23 protein-coding genes are annotated in these 24,815 nt (G+C 50.7%); 15 read left to right on the top strand and 8 right to left on the bottom strand.

The features are described 5' to 3' along the window. Window positions 1-6 precede the first annotated feature (6 nt). From ftsZ to mutT, 5 genes are all read left to right on the top strand, one after another. The gene (gene ftsZ / locus HNQ57_RS11760) at window positions 7-1,167 is read left to right on the top strand and encodes a cell division protein FtsZ (RefSeq protein WP_184463206.1); all 1,161 of its coding nucleotides are present in this window, start codon (window positions 7-9) and stop codon (window positions 1,165-1,167) included. Between the two features lie 107 nt (window positions 1,168-1,274). Further along, window positions 1,275-2,186: a UDP-3-O-acyl-N-acetylglucosamine deacetylase gene (lpxC, locus tag HNQ57_RS11755; protein ID WP_008251576.1), complete on the top strand. Its 912-nt coding sequence runs from the start codon at window positions 1,275-1,277 to the stop codon at window positions 2,184-2,186. 255 nt (window positions 2,187-2,441) lie between these two features. Further along, window positions 2,442-5,210 carry a preprotein translocase subunit SecA gene (secA, locus tag HNQ57_RS11750; RefSeq protein ID WP_221301687.1) on the top strand — a complete coding sequence of 923 codons (2,769 nt, stop codon included), beginning with the start codon at window positions 2,442-2,444 and terminating at the stop codon, window positions 5,208-5,210. 13 nt (window positions 5,211-5,223) lie between these two features. Then, window positions 5,224-6,444, top strand: a complete 1,221-nt coding sequence (argJ, locus tag HNQ57_RS11745; protein ID WP_184463204.1) for a bifunctional glutamate N-acetyltransferase/amino-acid acetyltransferase ArgJ — start codon at window positions 5,224-5,226, stop codon at window positions 6,442-6,444. Further along, window positions 6,425-6,847, top strand: coding sequence for an 8-oxo-dGTP diphosphatase MutT (gene mutT / locus HNQ57_RS11740; protein WP_184463202.1), 423 nt, complete (start codon window positions 6,425-6,427; stop codon window positions 6,845-6,847). Before argJ ends, mutT begins: the two co-directional genes overlap by 20 nt. Before the next feature lie 27 nt (window positions 6,848-6,874). Here mutT and HNQ57_RS11735 read toward each other — a convergent pair whose 3' ends face one another. From HNQ57_RS11735 to pilB, 5 genes are read right to left on the bottom strand one after another with little or no spacing between them, the layout of a single operon-like run. Next, window positions 6,875-7,078 (bottom strand): DNA gyrase inhibitor YacG, encoded by a 204-nt coding sequence (locus HNQ57_RS11735; RefSeq protein ID WP_184463200.1) that lies wholly within the window; start codon window positions 7,076-7,078, stop codon window positions 6,875-6,877. 33 nt (window positions 7,079-7,111) lie between these two features. Continuing rightward, window positions 7,112-7,720, bottom strand: a complete 609-nt coding sequence (gene coaE, locus HNQ57_RS11730) for a dephospho-CoA kinase (RefSeq protein ID WP_184463198.1) — start codon at window positions 7,718-7,720, stop codon at window positions 7,112-7,114. Between the two features lie 26 nt (window positions 7,721-7,746). Continuing rightward, entirely contained in the window at window positions 7,747-8,631 is an 885-nt protein-coding gene (locus HNQ57_RS11725; RefSeq protein ID WP_184463196.1) for a prepilin peptidase, read from the bottom strand. A 35-nt stretch (window positions 8,632-8,666) separates the two neighbouring features. Continuing rightward, window positions 8,667-9,878 (bottom strand): type II secretion system F family protein, encoded by a 1,212-nt coding sequence (locus HNQ57_RS11720; RefSeq protein ID WP_184463195.1) that lies wholly within the window; start codon window positions 9,876-9,878, stop codon window positions 8,667-8,669. A 2-nt stretch (window positions 9,879-9,880) separates the two neighbouring features. Next, entirely contained in the window at window positions 9,881-11,602 is a 1,722-nt protein-coding gene (gene pilB / locus HNQ57_RS11715) for a type IV-A pilus assembly ATPase PilB (RefSeq protein ID WP_184463193.1), read from the bottom strand. 368 nt (window positions 11,603-11,970) lie between these two features. Between pilB and HNQ57_RS11710 the strand changes: the two genes are divergently transcribed. Then, complete coding sequence (locus HNQ57_RS11710; protein WP_184463191.1) at window positions 11,971-12,549, top strand: pilin; 579 nt, start codon at window positions 11,971-11,973, stop codon at window positions 12,547-12,549. A gap of 95 nt (window positions 12,550-12,644) precedes the next feature. Next, window positions 12,645-13,418 (top strand): hypothetical protein, encoded by a 774-nt coding sequence (locus HNQ57_RS11705; RefSeq protein ID WP_184463189.1) that lies wholly within the window; start codon window positions 12,645-12,647, stop codon window positions 13,416-13,418. Window positions 13,419-13,469: 51 nt separating this feature from the next. Here HNQ57_RS11705 and nadC read toward each other — a convergent pair whose 3' ends face one another. Continuing rightward, window positions 13,470-14,309, bottom strand: a complete 840-nt coding sequence (nadC, locus tag HNQ57_RS11700; RefSeq protein WP_184463187.1) for a carboxylating nicotinate-nucleotide diphosphorylase — start codon at window positions 14,307-14,309, stop codon at window positions 13,470-13,472. A 253-nt stretch (window positions 14,310-14,562) separates the two neighbouring features. Between nadC and HNQ57_RS11695 the strand changes: the two genes are divergently transcribed. The 4 genes from HNQ57_RS11695 to HNQ57_RS11680 all read left to right on the top strand — a co-directional run bounded on the left by HNQ57_RS11695 (window position 14,563) and on the right by HNQ57_RS11680 (window position 19,266). Continuing rightward, window positions 14,563-16,842 carry a DUF1631 domain-containing protein gene (locus HNQ57_RS11695; protein ID WP_184463185.1) on the top strand — a complete coding sequence of 760 codons (2,280 nt, stop codon included), beginning with the start codon at window positions 14,563-14,565 and terminating at the stop codon, window positions 16,840-16,842. 114 nt (window positions 16,843-16,956) lie between these two features. Then, on the top strand, window positions 16,957-17,505 hold the full coding sequence (gene ampD / locus HNQ57_RS11690) for a 1,6-anhydro-N-acetylmuramyl-L-alanine amidase AmpD (RefSeq protein WP_008251548.1): 549 nt from the start codon (window positions 16,957-16,959) through the stop codon (window positions 17,503-17,505). A 3-nt stretch (window positions 17,506-17,508) separates the two neighbouring features. Next, complete coding sequence (gene ampE, locus HNQ57_RS11685) at window positions 17,509-18,363, top strand: regulatory signaling modulator protein AmpE (protein ID WP_184463183.1); 855 nt, start codon at window positions 17,509-17,511, stop codon at window positions 18,361-18,363. Window positions 18,364-18,387: 24 nt separating this feature from the next. Then, window positions 18,388-19,266, top strand: a complete 879-nt coding sequence (locus HNQ57_RS11680; RefSeq protein ID WP_184463181.1) for an ROK family protein — start codon at window positions 18,388-18,390, stop codon at window positions 19,264-19,266. A gap of 417 nt (window positions 19,267-19,683) precedes the next feature. Here HNQ57_RS11680 and HNQ57_RS11675 read toward each other — a convergent pair whose 3' ends face one another. Next, the gene (locus tag HNQ57_RS11675; protein ID WP_184463179.1) at window positions 19,684-20,238 is read right to left on the bottom strand and encodes a cob(I)yrinic acid a,c-diamide adenosyltransferase; all 555 of its coding nucleotides are present in this window, start codon (window positions 20,236-20,238) and stop codon (window positions 19,684-19,686) included. Window positions 20,239-20,335: 97 nt separating this feature from the next. Here HNQ57_RS11675 and cobU point away from each other — a divergent pair, with 97 nt between their 5' ends. Genes cobU through HNQ57_RS11660 form a run of 3 tightly spaced genes read left to right on the top strand, consistent with a single transcriptional unit; the run spans window position 20,336 to window position 22,526 of the window. Next, window positions 20,336-20,851, top strand: coding sequence for a bifunctional adenosylcobinamide kinase/adenosylcobinamide-phosphate guanylyltransferase (gene cobU, locus HNQ57_RS11670; RefSeq protein WP_184463177.1), 516 nt, complete (start codon window positions 20,336-20,338; stop codon window positions 20,849-20,851). A gap of 24 nt (window positions 20,852-20,875) precedes the next feature. Then, window positions 20,876-21,922 (top strand): nicotinate-nucleotide--dimethylbenzimidazole phosphoribosyltransferase, encoded by a 1,047-nt coding sequence (gene cobT, locus HNQ57_RS11665; protein ID WP_184463175.1) that lies wholly within the window; start codon window positions 20,876-20,878, stop codon window positions 21,920-21,922. Continuing rightward, complete coding sequence (locus HNQ57_RS11660) at window positions 21,915-22,526, top strand: histidine phosphatase family protein (RefSeq protein WP_184463173.1); 612 nt, start codon at window positions 21,915-21,917, stop codon at window positions 22,524-22,526. Before cobT ends, HNQ57_RS11660 begins: the two co-directional genes overlap by 8 nt. A 28-nt stretch (window positions 22,527-22,554) precedes the next feature. Here HNQ57_RS11660 and HNQ57_RS11655 read toward each other — a convergent pair whose 3' ends face one another. Next, window positions 22,555-23,001 carry a hypothetical protein gene (locus HNQ57_RS11655; protein ID WP_184463172.1) on the bottom strand — a complete coding sequence of 149 codons (447 nt, stop codon included), beginning with the start codon at window positions 22,999-23,001 and terminating at the stop codon, window positions 22,555-22,557. An 84-nt stretch (window positions 23,002-23,085) separates the two neighbouring features. Here HNQ57_RS11655 and HNQ57_RS11650 point away from each other — a divergent pair, with 84 nt between their 5' ends. After that, a complete protein-coding gene (locus HNQ57_RS11650) occupies window positions 23,086-24,771 on the top strand; it encodes an alkaline phosphatase D family protein (protein WP_184463170.1) in 1,686 nt (561 codons plus the stop codon). Window positions 24,772-24,815 lie beyond the last annotated feature (44 nt).

Genomic DNA, 24,815 nt, shown 5'->3' with positions numbered 1-24,815 from the left:
AAACCAATGTTCGAACTAGTAGATAACGTTCCTCAGAACGCAGTAATTAAAGTGGTGGGTGTCGGTGGTGGCGGCGGTAACGCTGTTAAGCACATGATCGCCTGTAATGTTGATGGTGTTGATTTTATCTGCGCCAATACTGACGCTCAGGCGCTGACCAATGTCGCGTCTAAGACGGTATTGCAGCTGGGCACCACTATTACCAAGGGCTTGGGCGCAGGTGCAAACCCTGAAATCGGTCGCCAGTCGGCGATGGAAGATCGCGATCGCATTGCTGAAGCACTGCAGGGCGCCGATATGGTGTTCATTACCGCCGGTATGGGCGGCGGCACCGGCACCGGAGCAGCACCTGTTGTGGCTCAGGTCGCCAAAGAGCTGGGTATTTTAACCGTAGCGGTAGTCACCAAGCCTTTCCCTTTCGAGGGTAAAAAGCGTATGGCTGTGGCGCTAGAGGGCATGAAAGAGTTGCGTCAGCATGTTGACTCGCTGATCACCATCCCCAATGAAAAGTTGCTACCTGTCTTGGGTAAAAACACCAGTTTACTCGATGCCTTTAAAGCGGCTAACGATGTATTGTTAGGTGCAGTACAGGGTATTGCCGATCTAATTATTCGTCCGGGTATGATAAACGTCGATTTCGCCGACGTGCGTACCGTGATGTCAGAGATGGGCATGGCGATGATGGGCAGTGGTGTGGCTACCGGTGAAAACCGCGCTCGCGAAGCTGCAGAGGCGGCCATTCGCAGCCCCCTCCTTGAAGATGTGAATTTGCAAGGGGCGCGCGGGATTTTGGTTAATATTACCGCAGGTCTGGATCTGTCCCTAGGCGAGTTTAACGATGTCGGTGATACTATCGAGGAATTCGCTTCCGAGAACGCAACAGTTGTTGTCGGAACGGTAATTGACCCCGATATGGTCGACGAATTGCGCGTCACAGTGGTTGCCACCGGCCTAGATGGTATTGGTGCAGATATACCGCTGAAAGTTGTTGAATCACGGCCCATAGAGCCGCGTTCCAACGATTACCGCAAGCTCGATCGGCCAACCGTTATGCGCAATAGTGCCAGCCAAGCGGCGGTTGCGCGAGAAGTGGCGCCGGCGCCAATGGCAGATAAAGATATGGAATATTTGGATATTCCTGCGTTTCTGCGGCGTCAGGCTGATTAATTAGTAGTAGCCGGTACAGCAACGGGCGGCGTGTCAGTAATTTGCTGGCACGAAGATAAGTACGCCCTTGTAAATGTAGCCGTCCGGCCCATAGAGTGAGTGTGAAGATGATTAAACAACGTACCTTGCGCAACACTATCCGTGCTACGGGCATTGGTTTGCATACAGGGGAAAAGGTCTACCTGACGCTGAAGCCAGCGCCAGCGGATACCGGTGTGATTTTCCGTCGCACCGATTTAAATCCGGTTGTTGAAATCCACGCTCGTGCGGAAAATGTGGGTGATACCACTTTGTCGACCACGCTGATGAATGGCGATGTAAGGGTATCAACGGTTGAACATTTATTGTCGGCAATGGCGGGTCTGGGTATTGATAATGCCTATGTCGAAGTCAGCTCATCGGAAGTGCCGATTATGGATGGCAGCGCCGGTCCGTTTGTTTTTCTTATTCAGTCTGCCGGGATTGAAGAACAAAATGCACCGAAAAAGTTCATCCGTATTAAGCGTCCGGTGACGGTAAAAGATGGTGATAAAGTCGCGAGTTTCCTCCCTTTTGACGGCTTTAAAGTGTCTTTTACTATCGACTTTGACCACCCGGTTTTTAAAGACCGGGTTGGCCATGCCGAGTTGGATTTTTCCAGTACCTCCTTTGTAAAAGAAGTGAGTCGGGCGCGGACCTTTGGGTTTATGCACGAAATCGAATACCTGCGCTCCAAGGGCTTGGCCCAGGGTGGTAGTGTCGATAATGCGATTGTGGTTGATGAATACCGTATTCTTAACGAAGAAGGTCTTCGTTATGAAGATGAGTTTGTTAAGCACAAGGTACTCGACGCGATTGGCGATTTGTATTTGCTGGGCACCAGCTTGATCGGCGAATTCAAAGCCTTTAAGTCTGGTCACGGTCTCAACAATGCGTCCTTGCGGACCTTGATTAAAGACACTGACGCGTGGGAATGGGTAACGTTTGACGACGCAGCTGACGCGCCAATTAATTACGCTGCTGCTGTAGCGGCAGTCTGATTATCTCTTCCTACCATGCTTGGCCGAGATTCGTCTAAGCATGGTAATATCCCCCTATCTATGCGATATTGCGCCTCGGTGTTACGGTATTGCCCACGTCTTGCCATTAGGTAAAAGTACGGCATTTTCGGGATCATTCTCCGCAGTGATTACCCGGCCGTCATCAGAATTTCATTCGTACAATGTAGCTTGGTGCGGCTTTAGAGCCTTCATTGATTAGGGACTTTTGCTCCCGGGAACAGTAACGAATTAATCATGATTAGAGCAGTAGTTAAAAAAGTCTTCGGCAGTAAAAACGATCGCGAATTAAAGCGCATGCGCAAAGTCGCGAGCAAGATCAACAGTTTGGAAGAGGCTATGGCGGCGCTCGACGATGCCGCCCTCAGTGCCAAAACTGGTGAGTTTCGCGAGCGAATTGCAGCGGGAGAAAGCCTCGATCAGCTGCTGCCAGAAGCCTTTGCTGTGTGCCGCGAGGCCAGTCGCCGCGTTATGGGCATGCGCCATTTTGACGTGCAGCTTATCGGTGGTATTAGCCTGCACGAGGGCACCATTGCTGAAATGCGCACAGGTGAAGGTAAAACGCTCGTTGCGACTTTGGCTGTGTACCTCAACGCGTTGCCTGGCAACGGCGTATTTGTTGTTACGGTTAACGATTACCTCGCCGCGCGCGATGCTAATTGGATGCGCCCCCTCTATGAGTTTCTCGGTCTGAGCGTGGGTGTTATCCGTTCCGGTCAAGATTCTGAGGAGAAGCGTGCCGCTTACGAGTCGGATATCACCTACGGCACCAATAATGAATTCGGTTTTGATTATTTGCGTGACAATATGGCCTTTGCCATTGAAGAGCGCTATCAACGTAGCTTGAATTTCGCGATCATCGATGAGGTGGATTCCATCCTGATTGATGAGGCCCGTACGCCACTGGTTATCTCCGGTCCAGCCGAAGACAGCTCTAAGTTGTACAAGCAAATCAATTTGTTTATTCCTTCGCTAAAAGAAGCGCAAGTTGACGAAGCAGGGCAGCTCATCGAAGCCGATGACGAGGGACAAGCCGTCGCTGAGCAAGGCCACTACACTATTGATGAAAAAATGCGACAGGTCGAATTGACTGAGTATGGGCACCAGCAAGTTGAAGATATGCTTATTCAGTCTGGTTTGCTAACGGAAGGCGACAGCCTGTATTCCGCTGGTAATTTGAACCTGCTGCACCACGTGAATTCTGCGCTGCGCGCTCATATTTTGTTCCATAACAATGTCGAATACATTGTTCAGAATGACCAAGTGGTCTTGATAGATGAACACACTGGTCGGACCATGGCGGGTCGGCGTCTGTCAGAAGGCCTGCATCAGGCCATCGAAGCCAAAGAGGGCGTGACGGTTCAGGCAGAAAGCCAGACCCTGGCCTCAACCACCTTCCAGAACTATTTTCGTCAGTTTGAGAAATTGGCGGGCATGACCGGTACGGCCGATACCGAGGCCTTTGAATTCCGCCAGATCTACGGCTTAGACGTGGTAGTTATTCCGACCAATAAGCCCAGCGCTCGCCGCGACGCCAATGACCTCGTATACCTGACCAAGGAAGAGAAATACGACGCCATCGTTGAGGACGTTAAAGCCATTATGGAAAGTGGCGCGCCGATACTGGTGGGTACTGCCTCGATTGAAACCTCCGAGGAAATGTCTTCACGTTTCAAGGCCGCGGGCATTCCCCATAAGGTACTCAACGCCAAATACCACGAGCAAGAAGCAGAAATTATTGCTCAGGCCGGTAGCCCCGGTGTAGTGACCATCGCTACCAATATGGCGGGCCGCGGTACTGACATCGTGCTGGGTGGTAATGTCGACGTTGAAATTGCCAAACATGAAAACCCCTCCGACGCATTAATAAACGAATTGCGGGACGCGTGGAAAGTGCGCCACGAAACAGTTATGCAGGCCGGCGGTTTGCATATTGTGGGTACCGAGCGCCACGAGTCGCGTCGCATTGATAACCAGTTGCGTGGCCGAGCTGGTCGTCAGGGTGACCCTGGCGCATCACGCTTCTATCTGTCCTTAGAAGACAGCCTAATGCGGATTTTTGCCTCAGATCGCGTGCGCGGCATTATGCAGGCGCTGGGTCTTGAAAAAGGCGAAGCGATTGAACATCGCATGGTGTCTAACGCCATCGAAAAAGCCCAGCGTAAAGTAGAAGGTCGCAACTTCGATATGCGTAAGCAATTGCTTGAATACGATGATGTGGCTAACGATCAGCGCCAAATCATCTATCAGCAGCGCAATGAATTGATGGAAGCGGATGACATTAGCGATATGCTCACCGCGATTCGCCAAGATGTTGTCGGCGATGTGGTGCGGGAATATATACCGCCGCAGAGTCTAGAAGAACAGTGGGATGTCGCTGGCTTGGAGCGCCGCCTGCACAAAGATTTTGAAGTGGAGTTGCCACTGCAAACCTGGTTGGACGAAGACCGCTCAGTAAATGAAGATGTACTGACTGAAAAAATTAATCAGGCGATCGCTGATGCGTATGAAGCTAAATGCGCATTGGTCGGGCCAGATATGCGTAAAATTGAGCGCCATATCATGCTGCAAGTATTGGATACACTGTGGAAGGAGCACTTGGCGACCATGGATCACCTCCGCCACGGTATTCACCTGCGCGCCTTTGCCCAGAAAAACCCCAAGCAAGAATATAAGCGTGAAGCGTTTGAGCTATTTCAGGAAATGCTCGACAGTCTGAAGTTAGAAGTTATTCGTTTCCTCTCGCATTTACGGCTCCAGCAAAACGAAAATGCCGAAGAGTTAGCGCGTCAGCGTCGCGAAGAGCAGGCTAAGCGCGCAATGGAATTTCAGCACGCCGAGTCCAGTGGCCTCACATTAGATGACGAAATGAGTGATGAGGCTGCAGAAGCCACCCCTAGTACCCCAGAAACCTTTGTGCGCGACGGCCGCAAGGTCGGCCGCAATGAGGTTTGCCCTTGCGGCTCGGGTAAAAAATACAAGCAGTGTCACGGCAAATTAGACTGAGGTAGGCAAGAGCATGGCGGTAGGTTCTGGTGAGTTACCGGTTTTACACCCAATAGACGGTGTAAAAATAGGCGTGGCAAGTGCCGGTATTAAAAAAGTTGGTCGTATCGATACCGTGGTATTTGAGTTGTGTGAAGGCGCCTCGGTCGCGGGGGTTTTTACCCTTAATGCCTTTTGCGCTGCACCAGTGACGGTGGCCAAAGAACATTTGGCCAGCACATCGCCACGCTATTTACTGATTAATACGGGTAATGCCAATGCGGGTACCGGCCAAGCCGGCTTACTCAATGCTCGCAATTCCTGCGCAGCGTTGGCTAAGGAAGTTGGCGTCGAGGCTTCGGCGGTGCTGCCTTTCTCAACTGGTGTTATCGGCGAAAAACTACCCGTAGATAAATTGGTTGCCGCCATGCCAGCGGCGATTGCTGCACTTTCTGCAGATAGCTGGGAGCGCGCGGCGAACGGCATCATGACCACCGACACCCGCCCGAAAGCGACGTCTCGGCAAATTGAGATTGCCGGCCGCAGAATTACCGTCACCGGCATATCCAAAGGCGCGGGCATGATTAAGCCCAATATGGCGACTATGCTGGGTTATGTCGCGACGGATGCCGATATTGCGCCAAATGTTTTGCAGGCGATGTTGGATCAGTCCGCTGATGCCTCGTTTAATCGGATTACAATTGACGGCGACACCTCGACCAATGACGCCTGTGTGCTGGTCGCAACAGGTCGCGCCGGCGGTGAGCAGCTAACAGAAGCTAGCGGCCCAGTATTCGATGCGCTTCAGCAGGTCTTTAACGAGGTGTTTTTAGAGCTGGCTCACGCCATTGTGCGCGACGGTGAGGGTGCCACTAAGTTTGTCGCGGTTGAAGTGACAGGCGCCAAAGACGTCAGCGAAGCCCTTAAGGTTGCTTATGCGGTGGCAGAATCACCACTCGTGAAAACGGCTTTATTTGCCAGCGACCCAAACTGGGGGCGTATTCTGGCCGCAATTGGTCGGGCTGGGGTGGAGTCACTCGACGTGGCGGCGCTAACCGTTCACCTTGACGACGTCTTGATTACCGAACACGGCGGCCGTGCAGAATCCTATACCGAGGCGGCCGGTGCTGCTGTAATGAAGCAGGCTGAAATCCGCATTCGCATTAACCTGAATCGTGGTCAGCATGCAGAGACGGTATGGACCACTGATTTCTCCTACGACTACGTCAAAATTAATGCCGAATACCGCAGTTAACAAGCGCGTTCACGTTGCCGTTGGGGTTATTGTTAATTCGCTGGGCGATATTCTTATCGCCCGCCGCGCGAACGAAGCCCATCAAGGCGGCTTGTGGGAATTCCCCGGCGGCAAAGTGGAGGCGGGTGAAACGGTGTCTCAGGCGCTCGCCAGAGAGCTACACGAAGAGCTCGGTATTAATATTGACGCCGCGAGCTGCCGTTCACTGATCGAAATCAATCATGACTATGCCGATAAAACAGTGTTTTTGGATGTGTGGTTGGTGACTCGTTTTCGCGGTGAAGCCCTTGGACGAGAAGGCCAGCCGCTGCGCTGGGTGAGCCCGCAATCACTTTCTGATTATGTATTTCCGGCGGCAAATGCGGCAATCGTTAACGCGATTCAGTGCGCCGACGTCATCTAAAGTCGCTTTGACTATCCCTTCGTTCTCTTAAAAATCTTGCTCTAAATCTCTGCTTAAAACGTCGTCGTGCAGCGAGTCGCCGGGGATATTGTGCTCTTCGTTTGCCCACGCAATTAAGTCGTGGTTTTTGCAGGAGTCAGAGCAAAAAGGACGAAAAGGGTTGCCGCTGTCCCACACGAGTTCCGTTTTACAGTGTGGGCAGGGGACGGTGATGGCAGACGCTTTATTCATAGCAAATGGTTTCCAAATTTTTCAAAAGACCCGCTAGGCCTTGCTGGCGGCGAGTTTGAGGAATCGCTGATGTAATTCGCTAACTCGCAGGTCTAGTTGAGGTAAGCCCAGCGTATTATCAATAACATCGCTTGCGGCGGCCAAGCGCACTTGGCGGCCTACTTGGCTGGCAATAATGCGTTCCACCTGGGCTTGCTCGTTATTGTCCCGGAGCATGGTGCGGCTTAACTGAACAGACTCAGGCACATCGACCACCACAAGCCGATCACACATCGCTTTTTGCTGGCTTTCCACCAGCAATGGCGACACAAAGAGCGCGTAAGCGCTGTTTACGTTTTGCAGTTGGCGTAGCGTCTCGCTGGCGATGAGAGGGTGAAGCAAGGACTCCAGCCACTGCTTGGCGGGGGGATCGGCAAAAATAGTTTGGCGCAGGGCGGCGCGATTTAACTGCCCATCACTGAGTAGATGCGAGTCGCCAAAGTGGGCCGCTATTTTTTGCAGGGCAGGGCTGCCAGGCTCAACCACTTCGCGGGCAATAACATCGGCATCGACAATACCAATGCCCAGTTTTGCAAAGCGGTTCGACGCGGCGGTTTTGCCGCTACCAATACCGCCGGTAAGTCCTACGATGAATTTGCTCATAATCTTAATAAGGTAATGTATTGGGGCTAGCGAATGCCAGCAAGTTGAAGGTAGCCGTCAATCAGAGCTTCACCCCAGAACAGGGCGATCCAGCCAGCACCGGCCAAATAGGGACCAAATGGCATTGGCATGGAACTGTCGCTGCGACGCAGCAGCATTACTAAACCGCCAAACACGGCGCCGACAACAGAAGACAATAAAATAATTAGCGGCAAATACTGCCAGCCCAGCCAAGCGCCCAGTGCGGCGAGTAATTTAAAATCGCCGTAACCCATGCCCTCTTTACCGGTCAGTAATTTAAACAACCAAAATACGGACCATAGCGACAAATAGCCGCCAATGGCGCCCCATACTGCATCCTGTAATGGAATGCTGCCGGTAACGCTGTTAAATAAAAGGCCCAACCAAATGAGGGGTAAGGTTAGTTGGTCTGGCAGTAGCTGGTGGTCAATATCAATGACCGTGAGAATCAGCAAAATCCAGCTAAACAAAATAGCGGCAGCGGCATAGGTCGTGAAACCAAATATTAACAGCGGGAATACGGTAAGCAGCGCGGTCATTACCTCAACCGCAGGGTAGCGCAGGCCGATCGGTGCCTTACAAGAAGCGCAGCGCCCGCGCAGCAGCACATAGCTGACCACAGGGATGTTCTGCCATGCCTTTACCGGCGCATCGCACTTAGGGCAGTGGGAGTTTGGAAAGGCCAAATTAAACTGAGGTGGTGCGATTTCTTCAGCGGCAGCGTCGTCATCGCTGAGCAGAATTTCGCACTCATACTTCCACGTAGATTCCATCATCTTGGGTAGGCGGTAGATGACGACATTGAAAAAACTGCCAAAGAGAAGGCCAAAGAGACCTAATAAGGTAATGAGAAGCAGCGGGTAGTTCGCGGCGGCTTCGAAGAACGACATAAACTATACTCGTGTGTAAGCGATGAGGCGCGCCGTTAAATGGCGGAGCCAAGCATGAATATGGGGAGGTACATAGCGATCATTAGGCCGCCGACCATCACGCCTAGGATAGACATAATAAAGGGTTCGAGCAGGGATGTTAAAGTGTCAACGGCATTATCGACAGCATCTTCGTAATGATTCGCAACCTTATCGAGCATATCGTCGAGTGAGCCGGATTCTTCACCAATAGAGACCATTTGGAGAAGCATGCTGGGAAATAAATTGGTGAATTTAATTGATGAATAGAGAGTTTGACCGGTGGTTACGTCGTCGCGAATTTGAATTATTGCTTTTGAATAAACGGCATTACCGGCGGCACCAGCCACTGAGTTCAGGGCGTCAACCAGCGGAACGCCAGCACCAAATGTTGTTGCTAGTGTGCGGGAAAATCGTGCAATAACCGAATTGAAAACTATATCCCCGACAACGGGTATTTTTAGCATCATCTTATCCACCCAATCAGAAAAAGGTTTGGATTTTTCCCTTGCCTTCCCAAAAGCAGCGCTAAAAATTACAGCAGCCCCCAAAAGGATGTACCAGTTAGCTTGCATCCATTCAGACATGGATACGACCATTTTTGTGAAAGCAGGTAGATCTGAGCCAAAGTTTTCAAATGTGGCAGCGAATTGCGGCACCACTTTAATAAGCAAAATACTGGTGACGACGACAGCAACGACAATTACTGCTATTGGATAAGTAAGCGCTTTTTTGATCTTGGCCTTAAGAGCTTCAGTTTTCTCTTTATAAGTTGCGACTCTGTCGAGCATTAGTTCTAAAGTACCTGAAGACTCTCCAGATGCAATTAAACTACAAAATAGATCGTCAAAATATTTTGGGTGTTTGCTGCAAGCTACGGCGAAGCCTCCGCCGGATGCGACTTCATTCTTAATGTCGGTGACTAGTTCCTGCATCGTTGGGTTTTCAACGCCTTCAGCAACAATATCGAAGCTCTGTACTAGGGGGACGCCAGCTTTCAGCATTGTGGCCATTTGGCGAGTAAAAATAGCGATATCGGCAGGCTTAATCGCCTTTTTGCTGCTGAAAAGTGGCTTTGCCTTCTTTTTGACGTTTTTGGCAGCGATGCCTTGCTTGCGAAGATGAGCTTTAACAATAGCCGAAGAGGGAGCGTTTAACTCGCCTCGAGTTTTCCGGCCCTGTTTGTCTACGCCCTGCCAGACAAAAGTATCAGTTTTAGCTGCTGCCATCGTTAATCCTTGGTAACCCGGTTGACTTCTTCAAGACTGGTAACGCCTTGTGCGCATTTCATTAGCGCAGATTGGCGTAAATTATTAAAACCTTCTGCTTGTGCTTGAGCGGCAATGGCTAATGAGTTGCCATTTTCCATAATAATACGAGATATATCGGGGGTGATGCGAATTACTTCATAAATACCGACGCGGCCTTTATATCCGTTATTGCAGTGATCACAGCCTACCGGGTGCATGATTTTGGCAGTTTCTAATAGCTTTTCTGAGAAACCTTCATCTAACAGTGTTTGCTTTGGTATGTCATCGGCAGGTTTCGCGCATTCTTTACAGAGGCGCCGCGCCAAGCGCTGGGCAATAATTAGGCTAACCGAGGTAGCCACGTTAAAGGCAGGGACCCCCATATTGAGTAAGCGGGTCAGGGTTTCTGGCGCGCTATTGGTGTGTAGGGTCGATAACACCAAATGACCGGTTTGTGCGGCTTTAATCGCGATTTCAGCTGTCTCTAAGTCACGAATTTCACCCACCATGATAATGTCGGGGTCTTGTCGTAAAAAGGAGCGGAGCGCTTCAGGGAAGCCGAGACCGACTTTGGCATTGACGTGAACTTGGTTAATGCCTTCTAAGTTAATTTCGACTGGGTCTTCTGCAGTGGAAATATTCCTTTCTGGGGTGTTGAGAATGTTCAGGCCCGTATAAAGCGATACAGTTTTACCTGAACCAGTGGGCCCTGTGACCAAAATCATACCTTGGGGCTGATTGAGGGCTTTCATGTACAGATCTTTCTGTACTGGCTCATAGCCCAAGGCGTCGATACCCATCTGCGCTGATGATGGGTCTAGTATCCGCAACACCACTTTTTCGCCCCAGAGGGTAGGTAGTGTGTTAACCCGGAAGTCGATAGCTCGGGTCTTCGACAGCTTCATTTTAATCCGGCCATCTTGGGGTACGCGCCGCTCTGAGATGTCCATCTGTGACATAACCTTTAAGCGTGCTGCAAGCCGATAGCCGAGACTTGACGGTGGGCGGGCAACTTCCTGCAGTATGCCATCGGTACGGTAGCGGACTCGGTAGATCTTCTCATAGGGTTCAAAGTGAATGTCCGAGGCGCCACCCCGAATCGCATCTAGCAGTACCTTATTTACAAATTTCACCACAGGGGCTTCGTCGGCGCCCTTTAGGTCGACATCTCCGCCCGCGTCTTCATCAACAGCTTCGATATCGAGGTTTTCAAGGCTGATATCGTCCATATCGCCAAGACTGTCGGCAAGGGACTCCTCTTGAGCGGCAATATACTTATCAATAGCGGTATTGAGGGCGGCCTCTTCGACAACAATAGGTTCAGTCGTTAGGCCGGTATGGAATTTAATTTGGTCTAGTGCATGGAGGTTGGTGGGGTCAGACATGCCGATGAAGAGGCGCTTGCCTCGCTTCCATAGGGGCAGCGCGCGGTGTGTCTTGATTAGCTTGTTGTCTACGATCTTTTGTGGCGCTAATTCGGTCGTGTATGAGCGCAGGTCAATGAAGGGAATGCCGAATTCATCTGCGGCAATCTCCGCAATACGGACTCCATCAGCGAGCTTTTTGTTAACTAAATGCGTTACTAAGCTTTTCTTGTCTTTTTGGGCTGCGTCAATAGCCTTGCGTATCGTGTCCTCGTCGAGGAGCTCATCGTACACAAGCCGCCTAGCTAGGCCATTTAAAGGAATTACAGAGCTATTCATGCCGTCGATCACTTAGAAAATGTATAAAAAACAGTATAGTGCCTACCTTAATATAAAGCATTACATCAAGGCAGGGAGGAGTGAATAATATTGGATGAACTGGACCGAGCCTGATCTTCATGTAATTCTAATTTGGAAGTATCTGACATTTTTTGTCAGTATTGTGTGCTGAGATGCTTCGGTTGAGGTGGAGTTCTTGCTGGTTGAGTTTGCGATTTTCTTGTAACGTATTAATAAATAGGAAGTTATATTTATTTTTCTTTCTGGGTTTTGTTGTTGGAGGTCTTGGTATGAATTCTGCTGCGTAGCAATTTAGTGATGCGTTTTATCACGGCACAAAATGATTGCCTTATTCTTTGGAGATTTACATGAAAAAATTACAACAAGGTTTTACCCTAATCGAACTAATGATTGTTGTTGCGATCATTGGTATTTTGGCTGCAGTAGCACTGCCTGCGTATCAGGATTACACCACACGAAGCCGCGTATCTGAAGGCTTGGTTATTGCCGCTGAAGCAAAAACAGTTGTTATGGATAATGCAGCGGCTGTTAACCCTGCTGCATCTGCTGGTTTAGGTGGCGGCTACCCAACTAATGCTAGTTACGGTGCGGTAATTGCTCCGTGTGCAGGCGCTGTTGCAACTTGTACTCAGTTCTTGTCGGATAATGCCGGAACTGTAGGTTCGCCCAATGTACAAGATTTAACTATTAATACTGCAACTGGTGAAGTCACGCTTACCTACACGACTCGTATTTCTGCCGTTGGTGCTAATGAGACCTTGGTTTTAGTTCCTACCGCGAATGGAGCTGCTTTGGCTGCTGGTAACCGCCCTATTGGTACTATCGTGTGGACCTGTCATGCGTTGGGTCGTACTACTGGTCCGGTTTTGCCGACAGTAGCGGCTACAATTCCTGCTAACGTTGCACCATCAGAATGTCGCGGTTGATATAATCGTGTAGTAGTAAAAAGGCCTCTTTTAAGAGGCCTTTTTTATATCTGAGGAACGATGGATTTTGGGTTTATTAAGGTAAAGTTTTCGCAATGAAATTAGGTACTTTGAGTGTTACGTGGCAAATCTTAAAAGCGAAAATTCGGGCGACGGTTGTTCACGCTATTGTAACGATTGTTATAGCCCTTTTAAGTGCTGTATTGGTTTTTTGCCTTTGGTACCCCGACCAACTTGCTTTTTTAATGGAAGGGGCAAATTTATATCTCTTAATTTTGGCGGTAGAGGTTTGTCTTGGCCCTCTCATGTCTTTGGTGGTCTATAACCCCGAGAAGTCAACGCGTGAATTATGGGTGGATTATACATTGGTAGTGTTAGTTCAATTAGCGGCGTTAAGCTATGGTTTATACTCAACTTTTAATTCTAGGCCTGTATACCAAGTTTTAGTCATTGATCGCTTTGAAATGGTCGGTGCTTTGGAATTAAATGACGCGGATTTAAATGAGGCAGCGGCGGACTTCTCGAAGCTTCCTATTTCTGGGCCAATTACCATTTGTGTGGACCGTCCTACTGGAGCCGTGGAAAAAAATGCGCTTCTCTTGTCAGCTTTAAATGGGCGAGATATTGAGCTGTTGCCGAAGTATTATCGGCATTGCCATGAGGGCGAGGTCCTTACTGTCGCCTACGATAGGCAAAGATTGCTGTCGGCACTTTCGGCGTTAAACCGTTTAGAAGATTTCGCTTCTAAGCTACCTGTTGGGGAGTTTTCGTGGATTCCAGTAAAAAGCAGGATTGGGGTCTGGGTGCAAATATTCCCAAATGAAAGTCCTCGTAAGCCGTATTATTTGGATTTCAACCCGTTCATGTAATTGGTGTGCTGGTACTTACGTGTGTGGGTAAATTCGTATTTTTGTGATGCGTCAAATAAACCGCATCGACAAATCCACCGCCTGCGCGTGCTTGGTCAGCGCGCCTATCGAAATATAATCAACCCCAGTCTCTGCAATACCCGCCAAGGTTGAAGTATCGACATTCCCAGATGCCTCCAATTTGGCTCTTCCTGCAGTAAGCTCAACGCCAGTTTTCATGTCTGCCAAGCTAAAGTTGTCGAGCATGATGATGTCGGCATTACCCGCTAGGGCAATCTCTAGCTCTGCTATACTCTCTACTTCTACTTCTACGGGTTTGCTGGGGGCGATTTCTTTGGCGGCGCTGATGGCGGCGGGGATGCCGCCGCAGGCGGCGATGTGGTTTTCTTTGATAAGGAATGCATCGTAGAGGCCAATACGGTGGTTGTGGCAACCACCACAGGTGACGGCGTATTTTTGGGCGGTGCGTAGGCCGGGTATGGTTTTGCGGGTATCGAGCAGGCGCACTTGGGTGTGGGCGACGATATCGGCATAGCTTTTACAGATAGTTGCGGTGCCAGAGAGTAATTGTAAAAAATTCAGGGCGGTGCGCTCGCCAGTGAGTAGTGAGCGCGCCGAGCCTGCTAGTTCAAAAAGCAGCTGATCGGGTTTTACGGCATCGCCGTCGGCAACGTGCCAGTGAATTGTGACGGAGCTATCAATTTGGCGAAAAACCTCGTTCACCCATTCGGTGCCACAAATCACGGCGTTTTCGCGGGTAATAATGCGAGCTTTGGCGGTCTGCGTGACGGGAATAAGCTGGGCGGTGATGTCGCCGCTGCCAATGTCTTCTTTAAGGGCGAAGGCCACGGTTTCTGTGATGTCGCGCTGTAATTGAGTTGTGAACTGCATGGTGATTTTCCGGGGTTATTGGCAAGATAATTCGGAGCGCCGCTATTCTACCAGCACATGCCTTGGCCTGCCTATGTTCATGGTGTTTTGCTTGGGCTTGTAAGTAGTTGTAACAGTAGTGCCCTGGGGGGTATTTGCCGTATAACTATTTCATTCAAGTGAATTATGCGTCATTGTTGAGCTTTTGCTCGACAGTTCAGGGGCTTACGTTCTATATTTCCAACGTTTACATTGAGATTTTGGCGAAAGTATTATGGTAGATCAGTCACCTAAGGTAGTGGATTTACAGTCGCGGCGCGAGTCGGTGTCGACTGGCGCCGCCTTGCCGGTGGCGATAGCCGCAATTCGTGATAAGTGTGTATTGTATTTAAATGACCGTCTTTGCAGTTTGCTAGACGATGTCGACGATGCCTTATTTGAATTGGCGGACGACGCGAGTAATGCCCGTGAGCAGCATGTGTATTTTGATGCGATGCGCGAAATTCGGGTGAATAGGCAGTCTATTGAAATGGGCTTTGCCGAGGCTTTTGGCCAAGGTTTCAATCTCGCCAGCGGCACTAAAGCCAGTTCCCGAGAAAATGGTCAGGCGAAGTTGCGCTTGCTGGAGTCTGAGGCGCTGGAAGAACTGGTCGCGCTGGAGGGTATGGCAAAAAAGGCTGAACGTCGCTTTTTGAAAGAAGTTTGGGTGCTATGCACCGCGTGGCAGCAGGCGACGAATGGCCCAGTGCTGGCGGCCAAAGAGTTGCCAGTGGGCCCGGCAAAAATTGCCGAAGCACTGGGCTCGGCATGCCGCGGTTTAGATATTGATATCAAGGCCCGCTTGGTCTTGTTTAAGCTGTTTGATACGCAGATTATTAGTGCATTTGGTGAGTTCTATAAGGCCTTAAGCCCCGTACTTGAGGCCAATGGCCTGCCTGTTGAGTTGCTGGCAAACAAGCCTAGCGCCTCAGGCGAAGCCCAAGATCAGGCCAGTGGCGAAACGTTGTCTAGCGAGGCGCCTGCTGAAGAACGTTCCCAGTCAACGGAGTTGGTTACCCAATTATTTGATGCCTTCGACACCATGCTCAGCGCGAATGACGCTGAGTTAGATGCCTCAAAGGCGGCAGTTTCTAAGCCCTCGTTTATGGTCGCGTTGCAAGATATGCAAAACGAGCAGTTTACGCATTTTAATGTGCAGATCTCGATAAACGGTGGTGATAGTGTTGATTTTAGCGCTATTGCTCAGAAGTTGATTGCGCGCTTATCTCAGGTGATGCGGGTTGCCAGTACCGATGCCTCGGCGCTGAGCTACCAGCGAGACCAAGACACCATTAATTTTGTTGGCGCCTTATTTCAGTATATTTTAGAGGGCGACAGTTTGGCTGAGCCCTTAAAAGGCTTAATTGCTAGGCTGCAGATACCTGTGCTGAAAATGGCCATGCTCGATAAGGGTTTTTTCGGTCATGAAGAGCACCCCGCCCGCAAGCTACTCAGTGCCTTGGTTAGTGCGGGTATTGGCTGGTCGCCGGTCGCTGGGGTGGACAAAGATCCACTGTACCGCGAGATTGAAAAAGTCGTTATGCGGGTGCTGCGTGATTTTGGTGTCGATACCCAGGTGTTTGTTGACGCCCATGCGGAATTCCTCACCTTTAATGAAAAGGCTAAGCGGCGGGCCGAGCTGGTTGCTCAGCGCACGGTCGACACCGAAGATGGCAAGGCAACTGCAGAAACTGCGCGGATGCATATTGCCGGTGTGTTGGAGTCGCGTTTGGCGGGAGTTGATTGCCCACCAGTGCTAAGTAAAATATTGCAGCTGGGTTGGAGTAAAGTGTTATTCCTAAGCTATATTCAGCATGGTCGCGATAGCGAACGATTTGCTGAAGATGCCGGCTTAATTGAGCGTTTACTTTGGAGTGTGCAGCCCTCTAGCGACCCAGGTCATCGCAATGAATTGATCTCAGCACTTCCGGTATTGATTGAAACCCTAAGATTAGGCTTCAACCGGGTATCATTGAATAGCTTTGAGACTAGCCAGTGGCTAGATCAGCTTGAGCGTTTACACCTTGCCAAGTTGAGCCGCAAAGACGCGCCCCCCGCGCCAACGGTAAAGCCCGAGACTGCAGCGGACTCAGATATTGCCTCCTTAGATGCGGTGTTGGAGCAAAGCTTTGGTGCTAATAACGACAAATCGGAGCTTGCTGCTGACGATGAGCTTGCTAATGATATGGCCTCTGCCGAGCTAAATCCGATGCGGGCTGAGGACGAAGCGCAATTAACCGCGCGTTTGCAGTCCTTACGGGTTGGCAATTGGGTTGATCTGCGCCAAGACGACGGCAAAATGCTGCGGTGTCGATTGGCTGCTGTTATTAACGGTATTGGGCGCTATATTTTTGTAAATCGCTCCGGTATTAAAGTGGCGGAATTCAATCGTGACGAGCTGGCCGCAGCCCTTATGCGTAAGTCAGTGTTGTTGATTGACGAAGATCGTCAATTTGATCGTGCTTTAGAATCAGTGATTAGCAATTTGCGGGATATGAAAGACAAGCCTCTGTAATTAGGGGCTCGTCGTATTCCTTTTTAATTTGCTTATTTATAGCAATGTTTTACAGTCCCACCGCTTCCCGTGTAATCTTGCCTCACCCCTTGCTGTAACGAGTGCGGAAGTAGCATGTACTTCATCGATTCGGCTGGCTGGCTAACGTCAGTCGCCAAGCATCCATCGCCAAACTTTAATACCAGACCGCCAGCTACCGAGATTAGCCTTTTGGTTATTCACAATATTAGCCTGCCAGCGGGGCAATTTGGCGGTCAGTATATTCATGACCTATTTGCCAACTGTCTCGATTGCAATGCCCATGAGAGCTTTGCTGATTTGCGTGGGCTTGCGGTTTCCGCCCACTTATTGATAGACCGCGATGGCGCCGTGAGCCAGTTTGTGTCTTTTGCCGACCGCGCATGGCATGCGGGAGTCTCCCAATTTGAAGGGCGCGAGAACTGTAATGACTTCAGTATTGGCATTGAGCTTGAAGGTTGTGACGAAGTTGCCTATACCAATGCTCAGTACCGTGCGTTAATTGCCATTAGTCGCGCGCTGCGCAATTCATACCCGGCGATTACAGCCGCGCGTATAGTGGGGCATAATGATATCGCGCCGGGGCGGAAAACGGACCCTGGCGCGGCTTTTGATTGGGCCTATTTTAAAAACGCATTGGAATAAAACATGGATTTTTTTGCCATTTTAATTGCTTGGGCGGCCGTACAGTTTTGGGGCAGCGGCGGGGTGATCCAAAAAGACGAGTGGTTTGAGCGCTTGCAACTGATGGCGCTTAAAATACCGGCCAGCAGCGCTAGGCTATTTGTAGTATTTGCTTTGCCGGTAATCCTCGTGTTTGCCGTCTTGTGGCTAATTAGCCCTATCTTGTTTGGTTTGCCCCTGTTTATTTTAAGCGTGGCAATTTTGCTTTACAGCTTGGGGCGGGGTGACTTCCAGATTCTTTTAAAACTGTATTTAAATAGCTGGCAGCGCGGCGATCTTGAAGGGGCATATCAGCATGGCCGGGGATTTAGCACCGAACTCTGTGATAGCGGTGTTGATAACGCGTCGGAGCTGCATCTGAGTGTGCGCAAGGCCGTTTTCTATCAAGGTTTTGAACGTTGGTTTGCGGTGGTGTTTTGGTTTGTATTGCTGGGGCCAGCAGGGGCTTTAGCCTATCGCCTGTTGTTTATGTTGGCGGCCAGCCGCAGCCTGCCGCAGCAAGATCGCGATACGGCGGCTAACGGCCTGTTTTATTTGGAATGGGCGCCAGTGCGTTTATTAGGCTTGGCCTTTGCTATTGTCGCCAACTTCGATACCTGTATTGGCGTATGGCGACAGCATTTAAGCAGTGACCAGCCCAGCGCCGAGGTGTTAGACAGCATCGGCATGAAATCCCTGCCAAACTATATTCCCGATGGTCAGATAGACGGTGAGCAGTTTGTGAAGTCGGCTGCAGATGAACTTACCGCCGTGCAGCTGCTGCTGTCGCGCAGCCTGTTGTGTTGGGTGTGTGTGGTCGCGGTATTGCAGCTGGTGTAAGGGGCTTTTTGAAAAGGGCTGGGCATGAAGTTAGGTATTGATCTTGGCGGCACCAAAATTGAAGGTGTGGTGCTATCTGCCAGCGGCCTTGTGCTCGCCAAGGAGCGAGTTGCGACGCCGCAGACTTACCCCGCAATTATCGATGCGATTACGGATTTGGTTGGCCGCCTAGAAGCGACCGCCGGTGGTCACGCGAGTGTTGGCGTTGGTGGCCCAGGTGCCGAATCGGCCCTTACTGGCCGCATGAAAAACAGCAATACCCAATGTATCAATGGCGAAGCCCTGCGCGAAGATCTAAGTATTCAGCTGGGACGGCAAGTTCGTTTTAGTAACGATGCTAATTGCTTTGCGCTATCCGAGGCTGTGGATGGCGCTGGCGCGCCCTATAGTTCGGTGTTTGGCGTGATCCTCGGTACTGGCACTGGCGGCGGCCTTGTGTTTAATAAGCAGGTGCTGAGCGGCGCCAATGGTATCGCCGGGGAGTGGGGGCACACCCCAATGCCAAACATGACAGAAGGGCGGCCGTGCTACTGCGGGCGAAAAGACTGCATAGAAACCTATTTATGCGGCGCGGGCTTGGTTCATAGCTATCGCAATGCCACTGGCGAGGCTTTGTCCGCACCAGAAATTGTAAAGCGCGCCACAGCGGGCGACGCACAGGCTGCGGCAGTTCTCGATAATTACTGCCGACAACTCGCATCGGCCCTCGCCGTCGTAATTAATATTGTCGACCCCGACGCAATTGTGCTGGGTGGCGGGCTTTCTAATATCGCGATGCTTTACGAAACCGTTCCGCAGTATTGGCGCAATTACGTTTTTAGCGATCAATGCGTCACCAAGCTACTACCCGCAAAATACGGTGACAGCAGTGGCGTGCGCGGCGCGGCCTGGTTGTGGGGGTAGTTGAGTCGAGTGCCTGATGCGGGAAGGCTAATGCTTAGGGCGTCCGCTTAATGCTGGACGGGAGATACGTCACTCCTGCGAAGGCCGAGCACCGCCCCTGCGAAGGCAGGGGTCCATTTTTGTAACGGAATGTAGGTTTAGGCGTTGGCGTAATAAGGCATTCGCTACGCTGACATGGATACCTGCCTGCGCAGGTATGACAAAAAAGAAAAAGGTATGACGGGAATAAGCTAGCCGGTTTGACTTGGTCGGTAGCTGCGCGCTGGGGCGACGCGTCGCGCCCTGCAGAGACAGCAGGTCTAAAACTTGTCACTCCTGCGAAGGCAGGAGTCCATCTCAGCAACGAGGCTGGGGATTAAGGGCAACGCAACTATCCTTCTGGCGATGATGTTGCATTTTTAGCGTCATTCAGTTTTTTTAACGCTTATCCGCCTGTACCCACAATACTTCTTGGCCGCCGTCGCGCAGCGCTAGCAGCCGGGCCATGACAAACAAAAAATCAGACAAACGATTCAAATATTTGCGGCCAGTGGCATTTACTTCATCGGTTTTGCTTAGCGCGACCAAGCAGCGTTCGGCGCGGCGGCATACGGCGCGGGCCATATGGCAAAGAGCCGCGGCTTTACTGCCACCGGGCAGTATGAAGTTTTTTAGTGGTGGCAGGTCGGCGTTTAATTCGTCGAGGCTGGCCTCTAATTCATCGATCCGCTCGGGGCTTATCATGGTGTAACCGGGTACGGCCAGCTCGCCGCCCAGGTCAAATAAGTCGTGCTGAATACGGGCAAGCAAGGGTGAATAGGGGTCGGCTGCCGGCAACTCGGCCATCAGTAATCCGATAAAAGAATTCACTTCATCTATTGTGCCTATGCCTTCCATACGACAGTGGTCTTTGTCTATGCGTGAGCCATCGCCGAGGCCGGTGGTGCCGTCATCGCCGGTTCGCGTGTAAATCTTGGATAATCGATGTCCCATATTTCCCTCAATGAAGTCGAGTCTTGTAGAATAAGCGGTTTACTATACGTCAGATCGCTAAACGGTGGCAGTCTCGGCATCTTAGTGGAGTAGATACATGCTGGAATTGTATTTGGGTGGCGCCCGCTCTGGTAAAAGCCGTTTGGCCGAGCAACGGGTGTGCGGGTCTATGCTGCAGCGGATTTATGTGGCCACCGCGACCGCTGGCGATTCAGAAATGGCGATGAGAATTGAACACCATCAACAGCAGCGCGAGGCTGATGATTGGCGTACTGTAGAGGCGCCGGAGGAGTTGTCTGCGGCAATACTGCAATACGCATCACCGCAAACGGCTATTTTGGTGGATTGCCTTACTCTGTGGCTGAGTAATTGGCTGGCCAAAGAAGATGACGACAGCTGGCAGCAGGTTAAGGGGCAGTTCTTGCATACCTTGCAAACCGCACCGGGGCATATTGTGTTGGTTAGCAATGAAGTGGGGCAGGGCATAGTGCCGCTGGGTTCGCTCACCCGTCGCTTTGTGGATGAGTCTGGGCGTTTGCACCAAGACATTGCCGCGCTAGCAGATAGAGTGGTGTTTGTTACCGCGGGCTTAGAGCAAATTTTAAAAAATTAAAGTATAAGATTAAAGGGAATAGATATGAGTCATTGGTACGAGGAAGCGGCACCGGAAGCTGACGAAGACATGCGGGCCGCAGCCATTGCCCGGCAAAATAGTTTAACCAAACCTCGTGGTGCGCTCGGTCGTCTAGAGCATGTTGCGGTGCAGATGTCGGCTATTCAGCGCACTTTGGAGCCTCATGCTAACAAAGCATTAATTGCGGTATTCGCGGGTGATCACGGCGTAACCACTGAAGATATTTCAGCCTACCCGCAAACCGTCACCTCAGAAATGGTGCGCAATTTTGCTAATGGCGGCGCGGCCATCAGCGTATTAGCCAAGTCGATGGGCGTTGATTTTACCGTGGTCAACGTGGGTACCGTTTACGCGCTCGAAGATCTACCCAATGTACAGGATTTACGGGTGGGCGCCGGCACTCAAAATATGTGTGTAACTGAAGCCATGTCTTTGGAACAGTGCGAAGAGGCCTTGGCAGTAGGGCGCGACATAATAGATCAGGCTGGCGATATTGATGTGTTTATTGGCGGTGAGATGGGTATTGGCAATAGCACCGCTGCGGCAGCGCTGGCAGTAGCGCACACCCGTCTTTCGGCTACCGCGATGGTTGGTCGCGGTACCGGTATTAGCGACCAGGTTTTGGCGAAAAAGGCGGCGGTGGTAACCCGCGCAATGTCTCGCCATTTACCCCATATGAAAAATGGCGTGGAAGTATTGCGTCGTATTGGCGGCTACGAAATTAATGCCTTGGCGGGCGCGTATATTCGCGCTGCTCAGCGGGGCATTGTGGTATTGGTCGATGGTTATATCTGCACAGCGGCGGCAATTTCGGCCGTAAAAATTAATCCCTCTATTCGGCCTTGGTTGTTTTTCTCGCATTGTTCTGCCGAGCCGGGTCACAGCCGTTTATTGAATAAATTGGAAGCCGAGCCACTCCTGCAACTGGATATGCGCTTGGGCGAAGGCACTGGTGCGGCGCTCGCGCTGCCCATTATGCAAGCGGCCTGTCGTTTACAAATTGAAATGGCGAGCTTTGAGCAAGCAGGGGTAAGTCGCGGTAATGACTAAAGTCACAGAAACCCATATCGATTTACTGCGTCACGGCGCTTGCCAAGGCGGTGAAATTTTTCGCGGCAGCACTGATGTGGCACTCAGCGAGTTAGGTTGGCAACAAATGTGCGATAAAGTTGCTACTTTAGGCGATATGCAATGGGATCATATTGTGAGTTCGCCTTTACAGCGCTGTTTGCGTTTTGCCGAAGACCTTGCTGCCCAGCGCGCCACGACAATGACAGTGCAGGACGATTTGCGCGAAATGCATTTTGGTGATTGGGAGGGCTTGGCCCACTCAGAGGCGAGAAAACGCTTTACCCGAGAGTGGGCAGAATTTTGGGAGTCGCCCGCTGAGGCAAGCCCACCTAATGGCGAGGCCATGCCAGATTTCTGTCGGCGTATTAGTACTGGCATCGACGCCATTGTTGAGCGTCATCAAGGGCAATCGGTATTGCTGGTGGTGCACGGCGCAGTCATTCGGGTAATGATGTGTCATCTGCTGGGTATGCCCATGGGGGCGATGACGCGAATAAATGTGCCCTACGCGGGTATGACGCGTTTTAGCGTTTACCATCAAGAAGGCAAGGCGCCATGGGTCCAGCTGGCTAGTCACTTTTAATCTTGATGCGCGGTGTAACAGCAAGCCTTTAGTTTACTGATGTCTGGGCGGTTACGGCAATAATATCCGGTGGCGAAAGGGCTTTGCTTCCAACAATGAACCACTTTCCATCCCGGCGCTGAAACTGGTACTCGGCGTGGTGCACCTGCTGCTCACCGGCGGCGAATTTGCCAAAACTGCTTTGGTACTGTTTGTAAGCCATATTAAAGGGCTCCAGCTTGTGCAGGCTAGTAACCGTGTCGAAATCTTCTGGAAACTTCAGGCGCACATCTACGGTCGCGCGGCCACTATTGTCGCTGTGTTCACTTTCAATAATTATAATTTCTTCAATGCTGAATATTGCCGGTTCGGCAAGACTCATTAAATTATCTCGCAGTAAATTACTAATAATATAATCGGTAAAGGGAATAGGCTTGCTGCTGCAGGCCACGATGCTTGTGAAGAAGAAAATTAATAAGGTTTTATACATTGGCATTTCATTTCCATAGGGTCAGGGTCGACCTAATTTTTGCTGTCTTGGTTTTTTACTGAAACTTAACTGTAACAAGGCGTGGTTATCATGCCGTTACTTTTAAATGACAGTACGAGTGAGTTATACGTGAACCGACGCCATTTTCTACGCGCCATAAGTACTGTGTCTATCGCGGTGCCTATATTGACAGCCTGTGGTAGCAACAGCAATTCCAATCGGGCGACGGCGGCCAGCAAACCACCCGCAGGAAGTCCAGTCACGGCACCGCCGGTATCATTTAATCACGGTGTCGCGAGTGGCGACCCGCTAGATGATCGCGTTATTTTGTGGACAAGGGTCACGCCAGACCAAGCCGACAGCGGTGGTATTACCGTCTTATGTGAGATTGCTGAAGACCCCGCGTTTGAGAATGTCGTACTGGCAGAAAATTTGGTGACTGGCCCCGAACGAGATTATACGGTTAAGTTCGACGCCGCGGGCTTACTGTCTGAACAGCATTATTGGTATCGTTTCTCTGTTGGCGATCAACGCTCTCCCGTTGGTCGTGCGCTAACCCTGCCGATGCCAGGTCAATACGCCGAGCATTTACGTTTTGCGGTGTGTTCATGCAGCAGCTACCCCCATGGTTATTTCTCGGTGTATCGGATGATTGCCAACCGCAGCGATCTCGATTTTGTTCTGCACCTGGGCGATTACATCTACGAATATGGTGATGGCGAGTACGGTGACAATGCGGGTCGCCTGCTTGATCCGAACCACGAAATTTTGGTGTTAGACGATTATCGTCGTCGCTACGCCCATTACCGCCGCGATGTTGACTTACAAGCAGTGCATCAGATTCACCCCTTTATTACCGTGTGGGATGACCACGAAACTGCCGATAACTCCTACAAAGATGGCGCGAATAATCACAACGAAGGTGAGGGCGAGTGGACTGCGCGTAAGACTCAAGCGATTCAAGCCTATTTTGAATGGATGCCGATTCGTCCCCCTACTGCCAGCGAAGACAGTATTTATCGCAGCTTCAGCTACGGCGATTTAGCCGACTTCGTCATGCTGGATACGCGCATAGAAGGGCGAATTAAACAGTTGGATAATCCTGCTGATCCGGCACGGATCGATGCTCGTGATTTGCTCGGACAATCTCAGAAAGAGTGGTTTAAAAACAAGCTCGCTACCGCACAAAATACCTGGAAAATTGTGGGCCAGCAGGTGATGTTTGCTCAGCTGCAACTGCTGGAAATTCAGCGCTTATTGCCGGGTGTGCCGACCAATGATTTTAGTCCGCTGGTGGCCATAAATATGGATCAATGGGATGGATACCCCAGTGAACGAGAAGAGATACTGGATTTTGTGGAAGAAAATGCCATTAAAAATATGGTGGTATTAACCGGCGATATTCATAGCAGCTGGGCTAATGAACTCTATAAAAGTAGCGCTATATTAACCTCAGGGGTATTTGAGGAGCCGTTGGGGGTGGAGTTTGTTACCCCTAGCGTAACGTCACCGGGCTTTCCTGACGGCGCAGCAGAATTGGTGTCGGCGGTATTGCCAGTGGTGAATCCCCATATGAAATACACCGACTTGAAAAATCACGGCTTCATTTTAATGGACGTTACTCATCAGCGCGCCCAAGCTGAATTTTATTATGCCGACAATATCGACGCTGCGGATCAGTCTGGGGTGGAGTCGAGTAAGGTAAAAAGTATGGCGGTTGAACGCGGCAGCAGCCGTTTAAAAGAAGATACGCCACTGTCGCGGCCCAAGTCCTGAATGGAAAATATGCTTAGGGTTTTAGTGGCACTGGGCGTTGTTTA

It is taken from the genome of Zhongshania antarctica (assembly GCF_014202945.1).
Taxonomy (GTDB): domain Bacteria; phylum Pseudomonadota; class Gammaproteobacteria; order Pseudomonadales; family Spongiibacteraceae; genus Spongiibacter; species Spongiibacter antarcticus.
This window is presented reverse-complemented; position numbering and strand designations above follow the sequence as displayed.